We start from the raw sequence: 18,562 nt of genomic DNA on the forward strand, positions 1-18,562 counted from the left end.
AGATGGCAGATTTATTTGCCGATTTGATACCCACTGATGTGCAACAGATATTGCCAGATGTATTCTTATTAAAGGGTTTCGCTTTGGCGCAAGCCGAGCAACTTTTTAAGGCTATTTCAGCTATTGAAACACAATCCCCTTTTCGCAAAATGCAGACACCGGGCGGTTTTCTCATGTCAGCGGCGATTACCAATTGTGGTGAAGTTGGCTGGCATACGGATCGACAGGGTTACCATTACAGTGAAATTGACCCGCAAACCGAGCAAGCCTGGCCAGCGATGCCGGTATGTTTTGAGCAACTTGCTCAACAGGCAGCTCTGTTAGCTGGGTTTAATGATTTTATTCCTGATGTGTGTCTGATGAATCGCTATGAAATCGGTGCCAAAATGGGATTACATCAGGACAAGGATGAGCAGGACTTTTCACAGCCAATCGTTTCTGTCTCTTTGGGACTGCCAATCGTGTTTCAGTTTGGTGGGGGCAACAGAAATGATCCAAAGCAGCGAATACCATTGGAACATGGTGATGTGATTGTCTGGGGCAGGGCTGCGAGGCGTTATTATCATGGCGTTTTAGCGTTAAAACCCGGGCAACATGCATTGACCGGGCCTTATCGTTATAACCTGACGTTTCGGCATGCGAGGTAACTCAGCTTAGACCAACTTTACGAACCAGTTCCATGGTTCTCATGCTGTAACCCCATTCATTGTCGTACCAGGCATAGATTTTCACTTGGGTTTCATTGGTCACCATGGTCGACAGCGCATCAATAATGCTGGAACGCGGATCCCCCCGATAATCACTGGAGACCAGGGGTTTTTCTTCATAGCCTAAAATACCATTTAGTTCATTTTCTGCTGCGGCTTTCAACAACCTGTTAACTTCCTCAACGCTGGTAGCTCGATCAACTTCAAACACACAATCGGTTAATGAAGCATTCGCTAAAGGTACGCGTACCGCATGTCCATTCAAGCGGCCTCTCAGCTCTGGAAAAATTTCGGTGATAGCGGTGGCACTGCCAGTCGTTGTCGGTATCAGATTAGTGCCTGACATACGGGCACGGCGAAGGTCCTTATGCGGTGTATCCAGAATTGATTGAGTGTTGGTCAAATCATGAATCGTGGTAATCATGCCGTGTTTGATGCCCAGCGCTTCATGAATCACTTTAACCACGGGAGCCAGGCAGTTGGTGGTGCAGGAAGCAGCGGTGACAATAGGATGTTTACCCGCATCATATAAGTCATCATTTACCCCCATTACAATATTCAAAATGCCGGGTTGTTTTACCGGCGCTGTCACCACCACTCGTTTAACACCCTGATCTAGATAGGTGTGTAATAAAGCGCTATCACGCATTTTGCCGGAAGCTTCTATCACCACATCACAACCAGACCAGTCTGTGTCATTAATAGCTTTATTGGCTGTCACTTTCAGAGTTTTATCACTAATAGTAATCGTATTGCCACTGGCGATGGCCTGATGCTGCCATCGACCATGTACCGAATCAAAATTTAATAAATGCGCGTGGGTTTCGGCATCACCAGCCGGATCATTTAACTGTATAAACTCAATGTCTGGCCAGTCCCAGGCCGCCCGTAAACACAAACGTCCAATGCGGCCAAAACCGTTAATACCTACTTTGATTGTCATGTTGAATCCTTAATCAATTTGTTGGGAACCAATGCCTTGTACGATTGGCAAAATAAACTAATGTCAGCATCACAGGTACTTCAACCAGAACACCCACTACGGTTGCCAGCGCGGCACCTGAATGCAGTCCGAATAATGAAATGGCAACAGCGACGGCCATTTCGAAAAAGTTTGAGGTACCGATTAAACAGGCAGGAGCAGCAACATCGTGTTGCAGACGCATTTTGATGGCGGCGAGATAGCCCAGAGCAAAAATCCCATAAGTTTGAAGCAGCAGGGGAATAGCAATCAGCACAATAACAAAAGGTTGTTGCATAATGGTTTTAGCCTGAAAACCGAATAGCAAAACCACTGTGGCCAATAACCCCATAATTGACCAGGGTTTGATATGGCTTAAAAAACTGGTGAGGGCTGGTAAACCATGCTTTTTCAGGATATGTTGGCGTGTGAAAAAGCCTGCTATCAGGGGTAATAACACATATAAAACCACCGAAATCAGCAAGGTTTCCCACGGTACGGTTAAATCGGTTATGCCGAGTAAAAATGCGGCAATTGGTGCAAAAGCGAAAATCATGATGATGTCATTGAGCGAGACCTGAACCAGGGTGTAATTGGCATCCCCTTTGACCAGTTGACTCCAGATAAATACCATTGCAGTACACGGCGCAACGCCGAGTAAAATCATGCCAGCGATATATTCATCGGCCGATTGCGGATCGACCCAGCCGGCAAAAAACACTTTAAAAAACAGCCAGCCTAATGCGGCCATGGTGAACGGTTTGATGAACCAGTTGATAATCAAAGTAAGCCATATTCCCTGGGGGCGCTTGCCGATATCTTTTATCGCCGTAAAATCCACCTGCACCATCATCGGGTAAATCATTAACCAGATAAATACAGCAATTAGCAGATTCACATGCGCAAATTCCAGACTGGCAATCAAATTGAATATGTCAGGAAACAGGTTGCCGAAAAACATGCCAGCCAGAATGCTCAGTCCCACCCAAACAGATAAATAACGTTCAAATATGCCCATTAGTGCATGGCTCCTATACGTTTGAGTTCGATACTGAGGTTGGCTGCCGATAGTTCAGCCGGATGTAATTGCAGGAGTGCGTCAATACGGGTTTCCAGCAGCTTGATCAATCCTTCAAAGCTTTGCTGACGCTGAGCAGGATCCACTATCTTTGATGCATCAGTGAGTCCCCAGTGTCCTTTAACCGCTTTACCAAACCAGACTGGACAACTTTCACCCGCCGCCTGATCGCAGACGGTGATAACTATATCAGGCTGATACTCACTTAAATCATCCCAGGATTTACTATACAAACCGTCGGTGTTGTACCCGTATTCGGTTAATTTAGTCAGTGTCTCAGGAAAAATCTTACCGGCAGGGTGGCTGCCGGCACTGGTCACGATAAATGTGTCGCCGGCTTGCTGACGGCAAATGGCTTCTGCCAGGATACTGCGACAGGCATTATGCGTGCAGATAAATAAAAGTTTGAGCGGTGCATGGGTCATGATATATGAATATCCATATATATTTAATGAAAATTTTTAGCAGCAATTATCCAGACGTTGCAACTTGGCTAAGTCGGCAACGAGAAAATTTGGTTTACTATGGTGAGCGGCGTTGATGGACTCTATCGCCCAGGCAGGAAGATTCGGATTAAGTCGATAATAGACCCATTGTCCCTGACGCCTGTCCTGTAACACTCCATGCTGTCTCAATAGAGCCAGATGCCGGGAGATTTTAGGTTGACTAATCTGCAGCGCTGAAATCAGTTCACATACACACAGTTCATCCTGATCCGCGATCAGTAATACAACACGCAGACGGGTTTCATCGGCCAGGCATTTATGAAAGTTCAGTAAATCCATAACAGTTTAATATTTGGTAAATAGCATATTCGCTAAATCATATATGAAAGTTTAATTATGTCAATCGATTAATTGCCAGCTATCTTCACCGATTTGAAAAATATCGCCTGCAACCATCTGTCTGCGTTTACGTGTTTCAACTTCACCGTTCACTTTAACGTGACCCTCAGCGATAATATTTTTCGCTTCGGCACCACTATTGGCGATACCTTCAAATTTAAGGATTTTGAACAGTTCAACCGGACTTTTGGTGATATGTACGGTGGTGATTTCGTCGGTCATCAGGAGAACCTTTTATTTAGTGAAAAACATTCGATGGGTCACGTTTTAGTAACGTGAATAGCTCTAAAATCAACGAACTTAAAATGGCTCAATGAAAGGAAACATGGCCATGAAATATCAACAGACCCTGGTAAAGTTGCTACAGATCTCAATTGTAGTGGTGATGTTATACCCGCTCTATTATGTCTGGGAAACTGACAGGATAAAAAGCGCTTGCCAGCAAATCAAACCCGGCATGTCCTATAACGATATCGTCTCAAACCTGAAAGAAGCCGGACTCAGCTTTAGCCGGATGAGTGGTGATTATACCAAAGGTGATAAATGGTTAGGTCTGGTTGAATCACAAGCTTCTTTTGCCGGTTATGCCTGTGAAGTAAGAGGTTTTGGTCAGCAGGTTGCGGGCGTCAGAGTTGTTAAAGGTCAGCAAATTGCTCCCTGAAACATCAGGTTTCAGGGAGCAGAGCCTAATCAGCTGGCGACGTAATTAATCAGAATACCTGCTGCCACTGCAGAACCGATAACACCTGCTACATTTGGCCCCATAGCATGCATTAACAGGAAGTTATGTTTATCCGCTTCCAGTCCCAGCTTATTGGAAACCCTTGCAGCCATCGGCACAGCTGAAACACCTGCAGAGCCAATCAAAGGATTAATAGGTTCTTTGGTGAGTTTGTTGAGTATTTTCGCCATAATGACACCTGATGCAGTGCCGATTGAGAAGGCCACCATACCCAGTAACAGAATGCCCAAAGTCATGTGATTCAAAAAGCTTTCAGCACTTAATTTTGAGCCGACAGCCAGGCCAAGGAAAATAGTGACAGTATTGATAAGTGAATTCTGGGTTGTGTTACTTAAACGATCAACAACCGCACATTCTTTCATCAGATTACCAAAACAGAACATCCCTAACAGTGGTGCAGCATCCGGTAGAAACAATGCGACCAGAATCAACAAAACTAACGGAAAGACAATTTTTTCACGTTGTGACACATGCCGTTGCTGATGCATGCGAATTTTACGATCTTTCTCGCTGGTCAGCGCCCGCATAATCGGGGGCTGAATTAATGGCACCAGAGCCATGTATGAATAGGATGCAACGGCGATGGCACCTAATAAATCTGGAGCCAGTTTACTGGCAACATATATTGACGTCGGACCATCAGCACCACCGATAATACCAATTGCTGCAGCATCAGCCAGACTGAAGTCAAAGATGCCAAACGTCGAGAGTATGACGGCGCCCATTAAGGTTGCAAAAATACCGAACTGAGCAGCTGCACCTAAAAACAGTGTTTTTGGATTGGCGAGTAAAGGACCAAAATCGGTCATTGCGCCAACCCCCATAAAAATAATCAGTGGGAATGCGCCGCTCTCAATGCCAATGGTATAAAACAGATACAGAATACCACCAGGATCAGCTAGGCCCGCTCCGGGGATATTTGCCAGTACACCACCAAATCCGATGGGTACAAGTAACAGAGGTTCAAAGTTTTTCTTGATTGCCAGATATAACAACAACATACCGATCAGGATCATCACAGCCTGACCGAGCTGCATTTGTTGGAAACCCGTGGCTTCCCATAGATGCAATAACTTATCCATTTGACTAGCCCTTAAGCGATTGAAACCAGTGAGTCGCCAACTTTGACGGTATCACCGGGTTTAACATTGATAGAAGTCACCGTACCTGGATGCTCAGCTACGATCTGCGTTTCCATTTTCATCGCTTCAAGGATGAGTAAAACATCACCTTCCTTAACCGTTTGTCCTGCTGAAACCATGATTTTCCAGATATTCCCGGATAATGGCGCTTTAACAGCAATACCTTCACCAGAGCTCGGCTGGCTAGTCGGTTGAGGGGCTTGTGAACTGTCTATCTGGCTGATATCACCGCCTTCATTGACCTCAACAACATATTGCTGGCCATTGACGGTGATGGTGTAGGTCTCTGGCGCATCAGCTGCTTTTGCCGGGGCTGACGGTGCATGAGTAGATTCTGCGGTTGGTAATGGTTCAAATGCATCGGGATTACCACGGTTTTTAAGAAATTTAACCGCCGTTTGATTGAAAAGCGCAAACGTCAATACATCGTCAATCTGTCTTTCACCTTCCTCCAGTTTGAAATCATCCTGATCTGCAAGAGAAATTAGATCAGCGGTCAGTTTATCCATTTCATCTTCCAGCAAATCGGCTGGTCGACAGGTAATCGCTTGTTCACCATTTAGCACACGTTTTTGCAGTTCTGCATTAAATGGTGCAGGAGCTGAACCGTACTCACCGCGCAATACCCCTTGTGTCTCTTCAGTGATGGATTTATAACGCTCACCGGTTAATACGTTAATAACGGCTTGTGTACCGACAATTTGTGAAGTAGGCGTAACCAGTGGAATAAAACCGAGATCTTCGCGAACACGCGGGATTTCATGTAACACTTCATCCATACGGTCCAGTGCGTTTTGTTCACGTAACTGGCTTTCCATATTGGTTAGCATGCCGCCGGGAACCTGTGCCACCAAAATACGGGAATCAACACCTCGTAAACTGCCTTCAAACTTGGCATATTTTTTACGGATATCCCGGAAGTACGCAGCGATTTCTTCCAGCAACTCGATATTCAACCCGGTATCACTATCCGTACCTTCAAAGATGGAAACTACCGATTCAGTTGCTGAATGGCCGTAAGTCATCGACATCGAAGAGATAGCTGTGTCGACATTATCAATGCCTGCTTCAACACATTTCATAATCGTTGCAGTCGACAAACCTGTCGTGGCATGAGATTGCATATGTATAGGAATATCAATGGTTTGCTTAAGACTTTTAACAAGCTCGTAAGCTTTGTAAGGCTTAAGCAAACCAGCCATATCCTTAATGCATAAGGAATGTGCGCCCATATCTTCGATACGTTTCGCCATATCCAGCCACATTTGTAAGTCATGTACCGGGCTGATGGTGTACGCCATGGTGCCTTGTGCATGTTTTTCGTTTTCCAGAACGGCTTTAATGGCAACTTCCAGATTGCGCGGGTCATTCATCGCGTCAAATACACGGAATACATCTACGCCATTGATAGCGGCTCTTTCAACAAATTTACGGACAACATCATCAGCATAATGACGATAGCCGAGTAAATTCTGACCACGTAACAGCATTTGCTGAGGTGTATTGGGCATGGCGGCTTTCAGACTGCGAATGCGATGCCAGGGGTCTTCACCGAGGTAACGTATGCAGGCGTCAAATGTCGCACCGCCCCAGGTTTCGACAGACCAGTAGCCGACCTGATCAAGTTTGTCAGCAATTGGCAACATGTCATCCAAACGAAGGCGAGTTGCGAATAAGGATTGATGAGCATCACGTAAAACGACATCTGTGATGCCAAGAGTTTTTTTTGCTTCGGTCATGTTATGGCCTTGTGATTAAACTGATTTTTATGATGACTTGGCGTCACTTATTTTTTTTATTTCGATATTTATGGACTGCGCTGGATAAGACTGTCAGCAATGTGTGATCTTGTTGGGAAGGCTGGGACTGATTTTGATTATGAGTGGATTTATTTTGACCGAGAACGGCAGTGGGGGCGGGAATTCCTTCTGCTGGAAGGGCGCCTACGCTTTTCTCGTAGCGGGTTATAACCCACGACATCAATGTTGTAACGAGTACTAACACTGTCAAGAACACAAATACAAAACCCATGCCGGTCAGCATGAGCGTTAATCCTTCTGACATAAGGGTGGTGTCATCCATCTGTTTGCCTCTGATTGATTTGGGTCGTTAAAAGCTTGTAGCGTTTTCAACTGTAAACAGCCGCCTAGTATAGCATTGTTGATTTAAGTCACATATTTCCTTTACGCAAAAAGCGACTTCTTATGTAGCGTAGCAGGGTAAAGGAATATTCAAAATAGCTTGTGTTTTAATAACTTGGTCGGTAAAACTCAGAAAAAGGATTGTTCGGTAAACAATAATAAAACGATAGAAAATTAACACACGTATCTAAGGGAAATTTACGGAGTTTTATGGAGCATCATGTCCCGCTTATCAGCACGATAGCTGCAGGCTTTGGCCTGGCGCTTGTACTGGGCTTTATTGCAGAAAAAATCAATGTGCCTGCATTGGTTGGCTATCTGCTTGCCGGCATCATTATTGGCCCCAGTACCCCGGGATTTCATGCCGATGTTGATATTGCCATTCAATTATCCGAGATAGGTGTGATGCTGCTGATGTTTGGTGTCGGGTTGCATTTTTCGCTTAAAGATTTAATGGCGGTTAAACGGATTGCAGTGCCCGGCGCCATAGTGCAGATGTCCATTGCAACGCTGTTAGGCACTATGCTGGCAATGAGCTGGGGGTGGACGTTTGGTGAGGGGCTGGTGTTGGGCTTGTCCTTGTCGTGTGCCAGCACGGTGGTGTTATTAAAAGGCCTTGAAGCCCAAGGCGTGCTGGACACGATGAATGGACGTATTGCCGTAGGCTGGTTGATTGTTGAGGATTTGGCAACGGTATTGATGCTGGTGTTATTACCTGCTTTAGCAGGTATTTTGGGCTCTAGTGATGCTGCCCTGTCTGATGCGCCACTCTGGCAAACGATCAGTAAGATTTTATTGCAGGTAACAGCCTTTATTGCGGTGATGTTAATCGTTGGCCGCCGACTGTTTCCCTGGATTCTCTGGCAGGTGGCTGGCACCGGTTCGCGTGAGTTGTTTACTCTGGCAACCATTACCGCAGCCATCAGTATTGCTTATGGGGCCGCGTTGCTGTTCAGTGTGTCGTTTGCTCTGGGGGCTTTTTTTGCCGGTATGATGATGCGTGAGTCTGAATTCAGTCATCGGGCTGCCCAGGAATCACTGCCATTACGCGATGCATTTTCGGTGCTGTTTTTTGTAGCCGTAGGCATGTTGTTTGATCCGGCTATTTTAATAGAAGAACCACTGCATGTGCTGGCCGTCGTGGGCATCATTATTGTCGGTAAATCCATGGCAGCCATGGCACTGACTCTGGCATTTCGCTATCCGCTTAATACAGCGTTAACCGTCGCCGCCAGCCTGGCGCAAATCGGCGAGTTTTCGTTTATTCTGGCAGGGCTTGGGGTGACGCTGGGACTGCTGCCTCATGAAGGTATGAATCTGGTATTGGCAGGAGCCATTATTTCAATAGCCGTCAATCCTTTATTATTCTCGGCTGTAAAACCGTTGAGGAAGTGGATATTGATGCGTTCATTTCTGGCTCGCAGACTTGAACGGCGACAAGATCCATTTGCTGAACTGCCGATGTCGACTGAGAGTAAATTTCTTAAAGGCCAGGTCGTGTTAGTCGGGTTTGGGCGAGTAGGCAGCCGCGTGGCAGAAGCACTCAATGCACGAGATATTCCTTATGTCGTTGCGGAACAGAATCGTGAGCAGGTAGAAGCCTTGCGCAAACAGGGGATAGCTGCTGTTGCCGGTAATGCAGCAGAACCGGCTGTGTTAATTCAGGCGCATATTGCCAATGCCGCCATGCTGGTGATCGCAACACCGGATCCGGTCGATATCAGACAAATGGCCGATACCGCAAGAAAGCTGAATCCAGGAATTGAAATAGTGTTGCGGACGTATAATGCAGCAGAAGCGCAATTGTTGACCAAAGATGGTATTGGTACAGTTTTCTTCAGTGAAGACGAATTGGCAAAAAGTATTACCAGTCACATCACGACACGTTTTGCCCCGAATAATAATGAACACTGACTCCTGTTGGGGAGTCTGAATTAAGAGGTCTGGATGACACCTGGAAAAGATGATTTTTGGTTCCTGCCGCTGGGAGGCTGTGGCGAAATTGGTATGAACCTGAACGTATATGGACATAACGGGCGCTGGTTGATTGTAGATTGTGGCGTTACTTTTCAGGCAGAAGTGGATGAGTTTGGGGAGCCTCTTAACAGTCAAAACCCGCCGATTCAGATGGCAGATCCACAATTTCTGATTGATCGCCGTCAACAACTGGATGGACTGATTATTACTCACGCCCATGAAGATCATATTGGCGCAGTGCCTTATCTCTGGGAATATTTCCGCTGTCCGGTCTATACCACTGCTTTTACGGCTGAAATGCTGCGACGCAAACTGGTCGAACAGGGTATCGCAGATAAAGTGCCGGTCATTATCGTCGAAGCGGACGCCAAACGGCAGATTGGTGTGTTTCAAGTGGAATGGTTGCGATTGACGCATTCGATTCCGGAGCCACATGCATTATTAATCAGCACCGCGGTTGGGAAGGTTTTTCATACTGCGGATTGGAAGCTCGATAATGCCCCGGTTGTTGGTCAGGCTTATGATGCAGCTGCATTTCAGAAACTGGCGGAATATCAGGTGGATGCAATGGTCTGTGATTCGACCAATGCGAATGTTCAGGGGTGGTCTGAATCCGAAGCCAATCTCTATAAAGGGCTGAAATTCCATGTAGAACAAGCGAAAGGCCGGGTCGTTGTTGCCTGTTTTGGCAGTAATATCGCCAGATTACATACCCTGGCCGGTATCGCTGAAGAAACCGGTCGGCATCTTGGTTTATTAGGGCGTTCCTTAATCAATACCGTCTCAGCAGCCAAAAATGTTGGTCTCTGGACCAGTGTAAAAACATCAGTAGATTCGGCTCATTTGGGGTACTTGCCTGCGCATACGGTTTTATTGGTTGCGACCGGTAGTCAGGGTGAACCTCGAACAGCGCTCAATCGATTAAGTCTGAACAGCTTTCGGGATTTGCAATTGTCACCTGGTGATACCGTTATTTTTAGCTCGAAAGTGATTCCCGGTAATGAGTTGGCTATTGCTGCATTGATTGAACGGCTCAAGGCCATGCAGGTGGATGTGATTGATATGGACAACAGTGCGTTGCCCATTCACGCTTCGGGACACCCTGCCAGTGAAGAATTGAAAACCATGTATCAGTGGGTTCAGCCACAATGTGCGATTCCGGTACATGGCGAATTAATGCATATGAAAGCCAATGCCAAAATCGCCAAAGCCAGCGGGGTGAGGCGGCAATTACTGGGTCAGAATGGTGATCTGTTTTATATCTCGCCAGTGAATGGCATCAGGCGTGGCGCAGTTAAAACAGGAAGATGGGGCCTGTTTGATCGTAAGACGTTAAAAAAACTGTAATTTACGCCTCAGCATCAAATGAGGGGCCGCGCCGCTCTGATGAAACCCGTCTTTCAATCAGGGTTTTCTGCTTGCGTTTGCGCCGTTCACGACGCTGCCGCCGGTCTTCCTGAATGCTAGGCTGGGTTTTATCCGCAGCAGGTTGCCCAGGGTTTACCGGATGTGTGCTATAGGTTATTAAAAAATTGTTATGATAAATTCGTGAAATATCCATCATATTGACCTAACTTTTGTTAACGCTTAAATCATAGCGGTCTGATTTAATATATCTTTAATTTTTTCATCAAGTTAACGCTGACTTCAACCTTTGAGACATGGAAAATAAATGAAAGATTCGCTGAAAATAGGCCTGGCCTTAGGGAGCGGTGCGGCGCGAGGTTGGGCACATATTGGCGTGATTAATGCTCTGAAGAATGCTGGGATTAAACCCGATGTAGTGGTGGGAACTTCTATCGGCGCGTTGGTTGGAGCAGCTTATCTCAGTAACAAATTACCTGATCTGCAACAGCGATTGCTTAAACTGACCAAGCTCGAAACGGCACGTTTTTTCAATATCGGATTTCCGTTTAACGGCGTCGTCAATAAAGACAAATTGCATGAATTTCTAACGCTATATGTTGCTGACGAAACAGTATTAATTGAGTCATTGCCAGAACGTTATGCCAGTGTTGCAACGCATCTTCATTCGGGACAGGAAGTGTGGAACACCGAGGGCAAATTACTGGAAGCTGTCTGGTCGTCAATTTCGTTGCCTGGTTTGTTTCCGGCGATTAAACATCATGGTCGCTGGTTGATCGATGGTGGACTAGTGAACCCTGTCCCTGTATCTGTATGCCGTGCCCTGGGAGCCGATATCGTGATTGCAGTGAATCTGAATGGCGATATTTTAGGGAAACATCTGCATCAAAATCCTCCCGTTACAAAGAATGATCAGAGCGCCAGTTTGCTTGGTAACCGTATCAGTGAATTTATAACCAATTACACTGGAAATCTTTTTGCTGAGGATAAACCTCCCAAAGAAGATGTGCCGGATATGTTTGCCGCGATTGCTGCATCAGTGAATATAACTCAGGACAGGATCACCCGCAGTCGCATGGCAGGTGACCCGCCGGATGTGTTATTACAGCCGCGCTTATCACATATCGGGTTGCTGGAGTTTTACCGGGCAGCCGAAGCCATAGAGGCTGGGGCAAAAAGTGTCGACAAAAACCTGGCGGAAATTCAGTTCTGTCTGGGGCAACGTGATTAGCTGATTCGTCTGCTGTGAAAAATTTAGCAAGTGTTAAGAACCAATTTAAATTTGAAACTGTCATGTCGTGAAGCTGGATTTTTAGTAGAAACCTGCTGACAGCGGTCGCACAAACTGTCAGTCTGGGCAAAACAATCAACAAAAATAACGCAAATCTACAGAGATATAGGCAAATAAAGCATGAAAAATGGAATTGAGGGGATCAGTAAGCTCTGGTTTTGGCTGGCATTAAGTCTGTTTGTAGTGATGTTTCTGCTATTGATGGTTCAGATAGACAGACAATGGACCAGGATGAATGAAATGACGCGGATCATGGAGGAGCAGGCTAAAGACATTCGTGCAACCCGGGGGCTTTTGCGTAATCTGGAGCAAACGCTGCGTACGGCGGAGTTTAGCCGTAACCCGAACAGCCAGCCGGTCAGCCCCAAAGATATCAGAGGCACAGATGCATTTGAACGAGCGCGTCTGGCCGCTGAAAAAGAAGATTATGCACAAGGTGACTGGCTGATGATGGCCTTCGCCAGTAACATCCGCACACTGACCCCATTAGTCTCCGCGGATGCCTATTCTTCAGAAGTGCAACAATATGTCCTGGAATCATTACTGGTCAGAAACCCGGACACATTGGAATGGAATGGTTTATTGGCAGAAGACTGGTCTACGTCTTCAGACGGTCTGACGATTACTTTTGCATTACGCCGGGATATTACGTTTTCCGATGGAGAGCCATTAACTGCCAGGGATGTCGAGTTTACCTTTAATTTCATCATGAACGAGGCGATTGCCGCTCCTCGCAGTCGTGCCTACTTATCCAGAATGGAGCGTGTTACTGCGCTGGATGATTATCATGTGGAATTTGTATTCAAAGAACCGTATTTCAATAGTCTCCAACTAGCGGGCAGTATTGATGTTTTGCCTGAACATTTTTATGGTCGATTTCTCGATGATCCTCAAACCTTTAATGAAAGCCGTGGTTTATTACTTGGTTCAGGTCCGTTCCGTTTAAGTAACCCTGAAGGCTGGTCTCCGGATAAAGGTGTCGTTGAGCTGGTGCGTAATCCTCGCTACTGGGGACCGGTCAGTGCGTCATTTGATCGAATAGTCTGGCGCATTATCGAAAACGACAGCGCACGACTGACTACTTTCCGTAACGGTGATATTGATGTTTATAGCGCCCGTCCACGTGAGTATCAGAATTTGCTCGATGACGAGGGCATTACAGAGCGTAGTCAGAATTTTGAATATATGAGTCCAACAGCCGGTTACAGCTTTATTGCCTGGAATCAGGAACGTGGCGGTGAAAAGACCATTTTTGCCGACAAACGGGTGCGTATGGCAATGTCCATGCTGACTGATGTAGATAGAGTGCTGGAAGAGATTTTCCTCGGTTATGGTCAGCCTGCTGCCAGTCCGTTTATGCCGGGTTCAGCCCAGCACGATGAAGCCAATCAGGCGATCGGTCATAACATCGATAGAGCCAGAGAGTTATTGCAGGAAGCTGGTTTTCAGGACAGTAATAATGACGGCATTCTGGAAACACCAGATGGTGAGGAATTTGAATTTTCGCTGACCTATTTTCAGGACAGTGACGATACCCGGCGGATGGTGCTGTTTCTGCGCGATTTATATGCGCGCTCCGGCATTATCATGAAACCGAATCCAACTGAGTGGTCGGTGATGGTGGAAAACATTCAACAAAAAAACTTTGATGCCATTACTTTGGCCTGGACCTCGGGCATTGAAATCGATATTTACCAGATGTTTCATTCCAGCCAGACAGTCGAAGGTGGTGATAACTTTATCAATTATCGCAACCCTGAGCTTGATGCCATCATTGATGCTGCCCGTGCAGAAGTAAAAGAAGAAGAAAGAATGAAACTCTGGCATCAGGCAGAGAAAATTCTGGTGGATGAGCAACCCTATACCTTCCTGTTCCGCCGTAATACCATGGCATTTATTGATCGACGTATCCATAACCTGCAAAAAACCGGTCTGGGTCTGAATCTGATGAGTGTTCCGGTAGAGATATATGTGCCGGCTGAACTGCAGCATAGACGTTAGTTAAGCAGGCCAAGACCATCATGCTGAATTATTTGCTGAGACGCATCTTGTTGATGATCCCGACCTTGCTCGGTATCACGATTGTTGTGTTTACCGTGATGGCTGCTGCACCGGGAGGGATCAGTGCCCAATCGCTGGTGGACGGCATGGAGCTGGAGCCGCAAAGCCGCCAGGCGCTGGAAGACTATTACAATAAACTTTACGGATTGGATAAACCGGCTCCGGTGCAATATGTTCGCTGGCTGAATAATATTTCACCAATTGGATTTAAACGCCTGCCGGACGGCACCTTTGGCGAATTTTCATTGTGGAAAGGCACTGATCTGGGTACCAGTTTCCGTTATGGCAGACCGGTTACTGATATGATTGCTGAACGGCTGCCAATCACCTTGTTACTCAATCTGATTTCTATCCCGCTCATATACGCCCTGGCCATTGGAATTGGTGTGCAGGCCGCACGCCAACGTGGCGGCCGATTTGATGTGACATCGAATATTCTGCTGCTTGGACTGTGGTCAGTCCCTAGCATGCTGGCCGGTGTTCTGTTTATTGGTTTTTTTGCGTCGGAACAATACTGGCGATGGTTTCCTACCGGTGGTCTGATGCGAAGAGAGACTGCTGACCAGACTTTCCTGCCGTTAATGACCAGTATGGGTGATGTGTTCATTACGTTTGCCTGTGTGGCATTGCTCACCGTTCTGCTTATCAGCGCCGTGGTGACCTTTTCATTGAAAATCAGACAATTCGCCGGTCTTATTGTCGGTGGTTTATTGGGTTATGCCATGGCATTTAATCTCAATGGTGATCTGTTTGGCTTATTGCATGTGTTGCTTATTCCTTCAATGGCTATGCTGGTCAGACTCTTCGCAGGATTGGGTAATATCGCACTGCGAATTGTCATTACCGGTGGATTTGCGGTGGGGTTTGGTTTGGCTTTAGCCGGATTGTTTGGTGTGCAGGTGGTACAGGGGGGCTATTTGCTGGATCGTCTATGGCATCTGGTGTTACCGGTAATTGCCCTGTCATATGGAGGTCTGGCATTTCTGGCCAAATTGACACGCTCATCGCTACTGGAAAATCTGACCGCAGATTATGCGCGTACCGCTCGAGCCAAAGGTGTGGATGAAGAAACCGTATTGTGGCGGCATGTATTTCGGAATTCGCTTTTACCGTTGATCACTGTTTCAGCAACATTACTACCCAGTTTATTGGCGGGTTCGGTCATCGTTGAAAGCATTTTCAGTATCGATGGAATGGGCAAGCTGGCGGTTGAAGCTGTCCAGACCCGCGATCGGGAGCTGGTGTTATCGGTGACACTGATTTCCGGTCTGCTGACGCTAGTTGGTTATTTGTTGGCTGATATTGCCTACGCAATTGTTGATCCGAGGGTCAGTTATGACTGAGCAAGTCGTCGAAGTTCCAGTCAAGCAGCCATCCAAATCCTGGACTCAACAGGTTGCTTCATCATTATTGAAAAGAACCAGTGCCAAAATAGGTCTGGCCTGGATAGGCTTGTTAGTTGTTATCGCCACGTTTTCACCGTTTCTGGCAAACAGTCATCCACTTTACCTGGTGGTTGATGGGCAGGCGACCAGTCCATTACTCAAGCATATGGAAGCACTGGACTGGATTTGGCTGAGTGGATTTTTTATTACGCTGGTGATTTCTGCGTTTTCAGTTGTGCTGTGGAAAAAGATTTTGTTATGGCTGGCGAGCATGGCGATGGTTTCATTTATTGCCTATTCGACTGTGTCACCACCTGTTCTGGTGGTTTATGAACAGTACCGTGAACTGGAAACGGCTGGTAAAGTTGAAAACATCATCCGTGTACCGATTCCGTACTCGGCAAAAGATTATTTACGTGATTATGCGGATACCGGCATTGAATCGCCTTTGTCTGCTGGAGAAAGAACACACTGGATGGGTACCGATGAAAATGGTGCAGATGTAGCATCGCGGATGATTCATGCATCACGGATTGCCTTGGGGATTGGTTTTATTGCTACCGGTATTGCGTTGGTTATCGGCACAATAATTGGCGGTTTGATGGGCTATTTTTCCGGCATTGTCGATATCATTGGCATGCGCCTGGTGGAAATCTTTGAAGCTATACCGACCTTGTTCCTGCTGTTGTCATTTGTTGCTTTTTTCGGACGATCTATTTACATGATGATGGTCATTATCGGCATCACCGCCTGGTCAGGCTATGCACGGTATGTACGCGCGGAGTTTCTCAAACTGCGTCAACAGGACTTTGTTCAAGCGGCAATCGCCAGTGGTTTGCCATTACGATCGATTTTATTCCGCCATATGCTGCCCAACGGTCTGGCGCCGTTGCTGGTCGCTACCAGTTTTGGTGTTGCCTCTGCGATTCTGGCTGAAGCGACATTAAGCTTTCTGGGGTTGGGGCTGGTTGATGATCCTTCCTGGGGACAATTGTTGAATCAGGCCGTTCAATCTTCGACATTTAACTGGTGGTTGGCCGTTTTCCCGGGTGGGGCAATCTTTATGACCGTATTTGCCTATAATTTGTTGGGTGAATCACTGCGTGATGCGGTAGATCCCCATACCAGTCGGGGTATGCAGTCATGAAGTTGCTGGAAGTGAAAAATCTGGTGACAGAGCTGGGTGAGGGCGATAACTGGTTACGGGCGGTGGATAATATCAGTCTCGCTGTTGAGCCCGGCCAAACCTATTGTCTGGTCGGTGAATCCGGTAGTGGTAAATCAGTAACAGCGTTATCGATCATGGGGTTATTGCCGCATGGTCATTACCGGCATCCTGATGGTCATATTCAGTTAACTGACCCTCAGGGACACTTACCTGAAACAGCATTGCTCAATGCAGATGATGAAACGTTGCGCTCAGTTCGTGGCAGTCGTATTGCGATGATATTTCAGGAGCCAATGACCTCACTTAATCCCGTGCAGACAATTGGCCAGCAACTGGAAGAAGTATTGGTGATCCATCGACCGGAACTTGATGAAGAAGCGCGTAGACAGAAGATTCTGGCAGCATTGACAGAAGTAAGGATTCCGGACCCGGAAGGTCGTATTCGGGAGTATCCCCATCGTTTATCCGGTGGCCAGCGTCAGCGGGTGATGATCGCGATGGCGCTGATTTGTGAACCGGCATTATTGATTGCGGATGAGCCGACTACTGCCCTTGATGTCACGGTACAGGCTGAGATTCTTAAGCTGATGCGTGATTTACAGACCAAATACGGAATGGGCATGTTGTTTATTACCCATGATTTTGGCGTGGTGGCACAAATTGCCGATGTGGTTGGGGTGATGCGCAAAGGCAAACTGGTCGAAAGTGGCAAGACGGCAGATGTTTTACGTAACCCGCAACATGAATATACCCAGAGCCTGATAGCCGCATTACCGGAACGCCTGACCAGACCTGACAGAATGGTGAAATCAGAAAAAGTGTTGCTGGAAGTCAAAGATGTGTCCGTGTATTTTCCAGTACGTCGCGGTTTGATGCGGCGGGTAGTCGATCATTTCCATGCCGTTGAAAACGTTTCTTTGCAGGTAAATGCCGGTGAAGTCGTGGCTCTGGTGGGTGAATCAGGCTGCGGTAAAACCACTTTGGGCCGGGCTTTACTAAGACTGCAGGAAGTGACTTCAGGCAGTATTTTTCTGGAAGGACAGGATATTACCCAATTATCAGCCAAAGCGATGCGGCCCCTTCGAAGACGAATGCAGGTGGTGTTTCAGGATCCGGGTTCCAGTTTAAATCCACGCCTGCCAATTCATACTACTTTGATTGAACCGATGCGGGTACATGGTATTGGCAGTAGCGATGCCGAACGTACTCAAATCGCAGCGCGGTTTTTGGACAGGGTTGAAATGCCAACCGATAGTTTATGGCGTTATCCACATGAATTTTCTGGCGGACAGCGACAGCGACTGGCGATTGCCAGAGCTCTGGTACTCGAACCTCGGTTTATTTTGTGTGATGAAATTACCTCAGCTTTAGATGTATCAGTTCAAGCCGGTATTTTAAGGTTGTTACGGCAGCTGGTAGATGAAGAGGGCATCGGTATGTTGTTTATCACACACAACATGGGTGTAGTGGATTATCTGGCCGATCGCATGGTGGTGATGCATAAAGCGCAATTAGTCGAATCCGGTAATACACATGACATCATGAAATCACCACAGAATGAACATACTCGGAACCTGCTGGATGCCGTGCCTAGGCTGGATGATAATTATATGGCCTCTGCCGTTTAACGCTGAGAGACAATTAATTCAGCCGCTTATCAACTTTTAGTCGTTCCTAAGGTCTGCATAAATAACACCTG

General features: G+C 46.7%; 18 protein-coding genes. 9 read left to right on the forward strand and 9 right to left on the reverse strand.

Translation table 11 applies throughout. The features are described 5' to 3' along the window. Positions 1 to 2 precede the first annotated feature (2 nt). Positions 3 to 647, forward strand: a complete 645-nt coding sequence (gene alkB, locus B2W60_RS07955) for a DNA oxidative demethylase AlkB (RefSeq protein WP_292359910.1) — start codon at positions 3 to 5, stop codon at positions 645 to 647. Between the two features lies 1 nt (position 648). Here alkB and B2W60_RS07960 read toward each other — a convergent pair whose 3' ends face one another. The 5 genes from B2W60_RS07960 to B2W60_RS07980 are packed head-to-tail and all read right to left on the reverse strand — an operon-like array spanning position 649 to position 3,813. Further along, positions 649 to 1,650 (reverse strand): ArsJ-associated glyceraldehyde-3-phosphate dehydrogenase, encoded by a 1,002-nt coding sequence (locus B2W60_RS07960; RefSeq protein WP_292359908.1) that lies wholly within the window; start codon positions 1,648 to 1,650, stop codon positions 649 to 651. A 13-nt stretch (positions 1,651 to 1,663) separates the two neighbouring features. Beyond that, positions 1,664 to 2,686: an ACR3 family arsenite efflux transporter gene (arsB, locus tag B2W60_RS07965; protein WP_292359906.1), complete on the reverse strand. Its 1,023-nt coding sequence runs from the start codon at positions 2,684 to 2,686 to the stop codon at positions 1,664 to 1,666. After that, positions 2,686 to 3,171, reverse strand: coding sequence for an arsenate reductase ArsC (locus B2W60_RS07970; RefSeq protein WP_292359904.1), 486 nt, complete (start codon positions 3,169 to 3,171; stop codon positions 2,686 to 2,688). Before B2W60_RS07970 ends, arsB begins: the two co-directional genes overlap by 1 nt. Before the next feature lie 36 nt (positions 3,172 to 3,207). Next, positions 3,208 to 3,531 carry a metalloregulator ArsR/SmtB family transcription factor gene (locus B2W60_RS07975; protein WP_292359902.1) on the reverse strand — a complete coding sequence of 108 codons (324 nt, stop codon included), beginning with the start codon at positions 3,529 to 3,531 and terminating at the stop codon, positions 3,208 to 3,210. A gap of 60 nt (positions 3,532 to 3,591) precedes the next feature. Further along, a complete protein-coding gene (locus tag B2W60_RS07980; protein ID WP_349676068.1) occupies positions 3,592 to 3,813 on the reverse strand; it encodes an RNA-binding S4 domain-containing protein in 222 nt (73 codons plus the stop codon). Positions 3,814 to 3,922: 109 nt separating this feature from the next. Here B2W60_RS07980 and B2W60_RS07985 point away from each other — a divergent pair, with 109 nt between their 5' ends. Beyond that, positions 3,923 to 4,252 (forward strand): hypothetical protein, encoded by a 330-nt coding sequence (locus B2W60_RS07985; RefSeq protein WP_292359900.1) that lies wholly within the window; start codon positions 3,923 to 3,925, stop codon positions 4,250 to 4,252. Positions 4,253 to 4,281: 29 nt separating this feature from the next. Here the strand turns inward: B2W60_RS07985 and B2W60_RS07990 are convergent, their stop codons facing one another. The 3 genes from B2W60_RS07990 to B2W60_RS08000 are packed head-to-tail and all read right to left on the reverse strand — an operon-like array spanning position 4,282 to position 7,557. Further along, the gene (locus B2W60_RS07990) at positions 4,282 to 5,415 is read right to left on the reverse strand and encodes a sodium ion-translocating decarboxylase subunit beta (RefSeq protein ID WP_292359899.1); all 1,134 of its coding nucleotides are present in this window, start codon (positions 5,413 to 5,415) and stop codon (positions 4,282 to 4,284) included. An 11-nt stretch (positions 5,416 to 5,426) separates the two neighbouring features. Continuing rightward, positions 5,427 to 7,214, reverse strand: a complete 1,788-nt coding sequence (gene oadA, locus B2W60_RS07995) for a sodium-extruding oxaloacetate decarboxylase subunit alpha (protein ID WP_292359897.1) — start codon at positions 7,212 to 7,214, stop codon at positions 5,427 to 5,429. Between the two features lie 43 nt (positions 7,215 to 7,257). Further along, complete coding sequence (locus B2W60_RS08000) at positions 7,258 to 7,557, reverse strand: OadG family transporter subunit (RefSeq protein ID WP_292359896.1); 300 nt, start codon at positions 7,555 to 7,557, stop codon at positions 7,258 to 7,260. Between the two features lie 269 nt (positions 7,558 to 7,826). Here B2W60_RS08000 and ybaL point away from each other — a divergent pair, with 269 nt between their 5' ends. Further along, on the forward strand, positions 7,827 to 9,530 hold the full coding sequence (ybaL, locus tag B2W60_RS08005) for a YbaL family putative K(+) efflux transporter (protein WP_292359894.1): 1,704 nt from the start codon (positions 7,827 to 7,829) through the stop codon (positions 9,528 to 9,530). 33 nt (positions 9,531 to 9,563) lie between these two features. After that, positions 9,564 to 10,940: a ribonuclease J gene (locus B2W60_RS08010; RefSeq protein ID WP_292359892.1), complete on the forward strand. Its 1,377-nt coding sequence runs from the start codon at positions 9,564 to 9,566 to the stop codon at positions 10,938 to 10,940. A gap of 1 nt (position 10,941) precedes the next feature. On the opposite strand, the gene B2W60_RS08015 is transcribed toward B2W60_RS08010, so the two are convergent. After that, positions 10,942 to 11,154 (reverse strand): hypothetical protein, encoded by a 213-nt coding sequence (locus tag B2W60_RS08015; protein WP_292359890.1) that lies wholly within the window; start codon positions 11,152 to 11,154, stop codon positions 10,942 to 10,944. Between the two features lie 111 nt (positions 11,155 to 11,265). Between B2W60_RS08015 and B2W60_RS08020 the strand changes: the two genes are divergently transcribed. The 5 genes from B2W60_RS08020 (at position 11,266) to B2W60_RS08040 (ending at position 18,491) form a co-directional block, all read left to right on the forward strand. Beyond that, on the forward strand, positions 11,266 to 12,189 hold the full coding sequence (locus B2W60_RS08020; RefSeq protein WP_292359889.1) for a patatin-like phospholipase family protein: 924 nt from the start codon (positions 11,266 to 11,268) through the stop codon (positions 12,187 to 12,189). 180 nt (positions 12,190 to 12,369) lie between these two features. Then, positions 12,370 to 14,250, forward strand: a complete 1,881-nt coding sequence (locus B2W60_RS08025) for a peptide-binding protein (RefSeq protein WP_292359888.1) — start codon at positions 12,370 to 12,372, stop codon at positions 14,248 to 14,250. A gap of 20 nt (positions 14,251 to 14,270) precedes the next feature. Then, positions 14,271 to 15,653: an ABC transporter permease gene (locus tag B2W60_RS08030; RefSeq protein WP_292359886.1), complete on the forward strand. Its 1,383-nt coding sequence runs from the start codon at positions 14,271 to 14,273 to the stop codon at positions 15,651 to 15,653. Beyond that, the gene (locus B2W60_RS08035; RefSeq protein WP_292359885.1) at positions 15,646 to 16,842 is read left to right on the forward strand and encodes an ABC transporter permease; all 1,197 of its coding nucleotides are present in this window, start codon (positions 15,646 to 15,648) and stop codon (positions 16,840 to 16,842) included. Before B2W60_RS08030 ends, B2W60_RS08035 begins: the two co-directional genes overlap by 8 nt. Further along, a complete protein-coding gene (locus B2W60_RS08040) occupies positions 16,839 to 18,491 on the forward strand; it encodes an ABC transporter ATP-binding protein (RefSeq protein WP_292359883.1) in 1,653 nt (550 codons plus the stop codon). Before B2W60_RS08035 ends, B2W60_RS08040 begins: the two co-directional genes overlap by 4 nt. Positions 18,492 to 18,562 lie beyond the last annotated feature (71 nt).

Source organism: Methylophaga sp. UBA2496 (assembly GCF_002341635.1).
GTDB lineage: Bacteria > Pseudomonadota > Gammaproteobacteria > Nitrosococcales > Methylophagaceae > Methylophaga.

Excerpts from the sequence above, each read along its gene's own strand:
- B2W60_RS07960 (WP_292359908.1), bottom strand. The coding sequence starts at position 1,650 with ATGACAATCAAAGTAGGTATTAACGGTTTTGGCCGCATTGGACGTTTG.
- arsB (WP_292359906.1), bottom strand. The coding sequence starts at position 2,686 with ATGGGCATATTTGAACGTTATTTATCTGTTTGGGTGGGACTGAGCATT.
- oadA (WP_292359897.1), bottom strand. The coding sequence starts at position 7,214 with ATGACCGAAGCAAAAAAAACTCTTGGCATCACAGATGTCGTTTTACGT.
- ybaL (WP_292359894.1), top strand. The coding sequence starts at position 7,827 with ATGGAGCATCATGTCCCGCTTATCAGCACGATAGCTGCAGGCTTTGGC.
- B2W60_RS08035 (WP_292359885.1), top strand. The coding sequence starts at position 15,646 with ATGACTGAGCAAGTCGTCGAAGTTCCAGTCAAGCAGCCATCCAAATCC.
- B2W60_RS07980 (WP_349676068.1), bottom strand. The coding sequence starts at position 3,813 with ATGACCGACGAAATCACCACCGTACATATCACCAAAAGTCCGGTTGAA.
- B2W60_RS08030 (WP_292359886.1), top strand. The coding sequence starts at position 14,271 with ATGCTGAATTATTTGCTGAGACGCATCTTGTTGATGATCCCGACCTTG.
- B2W60_RS08020 (WP_292359889.1), top strand. The coding sequence starts at position 11,266 with ATGAAAGATTCGCTGAAAATAGGCCTGGCCTTAGGGAGCGGTGCGGCG.
- B2W60_RS07975 (WP_292359902.1), bottom strand. The coding sequence starts at position 3,531 with ATGGATTTACTGAACTTTCATAAATGCCTGGCCGATGAAACCCGTCTG.
- B2W60_RS08040 (WP_292359883.1), top strand. The coding sequence starts at position 16,839 with ATGAAGTTGCTGGAAGTGAAAAATCTGGTGACAGAGCTGGGTGAGGGC.
- B2W60_RS07990 (WP_292359899.1), bottom strand. The coding sequence starts at position 5,415 with ATGGATAAGTTATTGCATCTATGGGAAGCCACGGGTTTCCAACAAATG.
- B2W60_RS08010 (WP_292359892.1), top strand. The coding sequence starts at position 9,564 with ATGACACCTGGAAAAGATGATTTTTGGTTCCTGCCGCTGGGAGGCTGT.
- alkB (WP_292359910.1), top strand. The coding sequence starts at position 3 with ATGGCAGATTTATTTGCCGATTTGATACCCACTGATGTGCAACAGATA.
- B2W60_RS08000 (WP_292359896.1), bottom strand. The coding sequence starts at position 7,557 with ATGGATGACACCACCCTTATGTCAGAAGGATTAACGCTCATGCTGACC.
- B2W60_RS08015 (WP_292359890.1), bottom strand. The coding sequence starts at position 11,154 with ATGGATATTTCACGAATTTATCATAACAATTTTTTAATAACCTATAGC.
- B2W60_RS07970 (WP_292359904.1), bottom strand. The coding sequence starts at position 3,171 with ATGACCCATGCACCGCTCAAACTTTTATTTATCTGCACGCATAATGCC.
- B2W60_RS08025 (WP_292359888.1), top strand. The coding sequence starts at position 12,370 with ATGAAAAATGGAATTGAGGGGATCAGTAAGCTCTGGTTTTGGCTGGCA.
- B2W60_RS07985 (WP_292359900.1), top strand. The coding sequence starts at position 3,923 with ATGAAATATCAACAGACCCTGGTAAAGTTGCTACAGATCTCAATTGTA.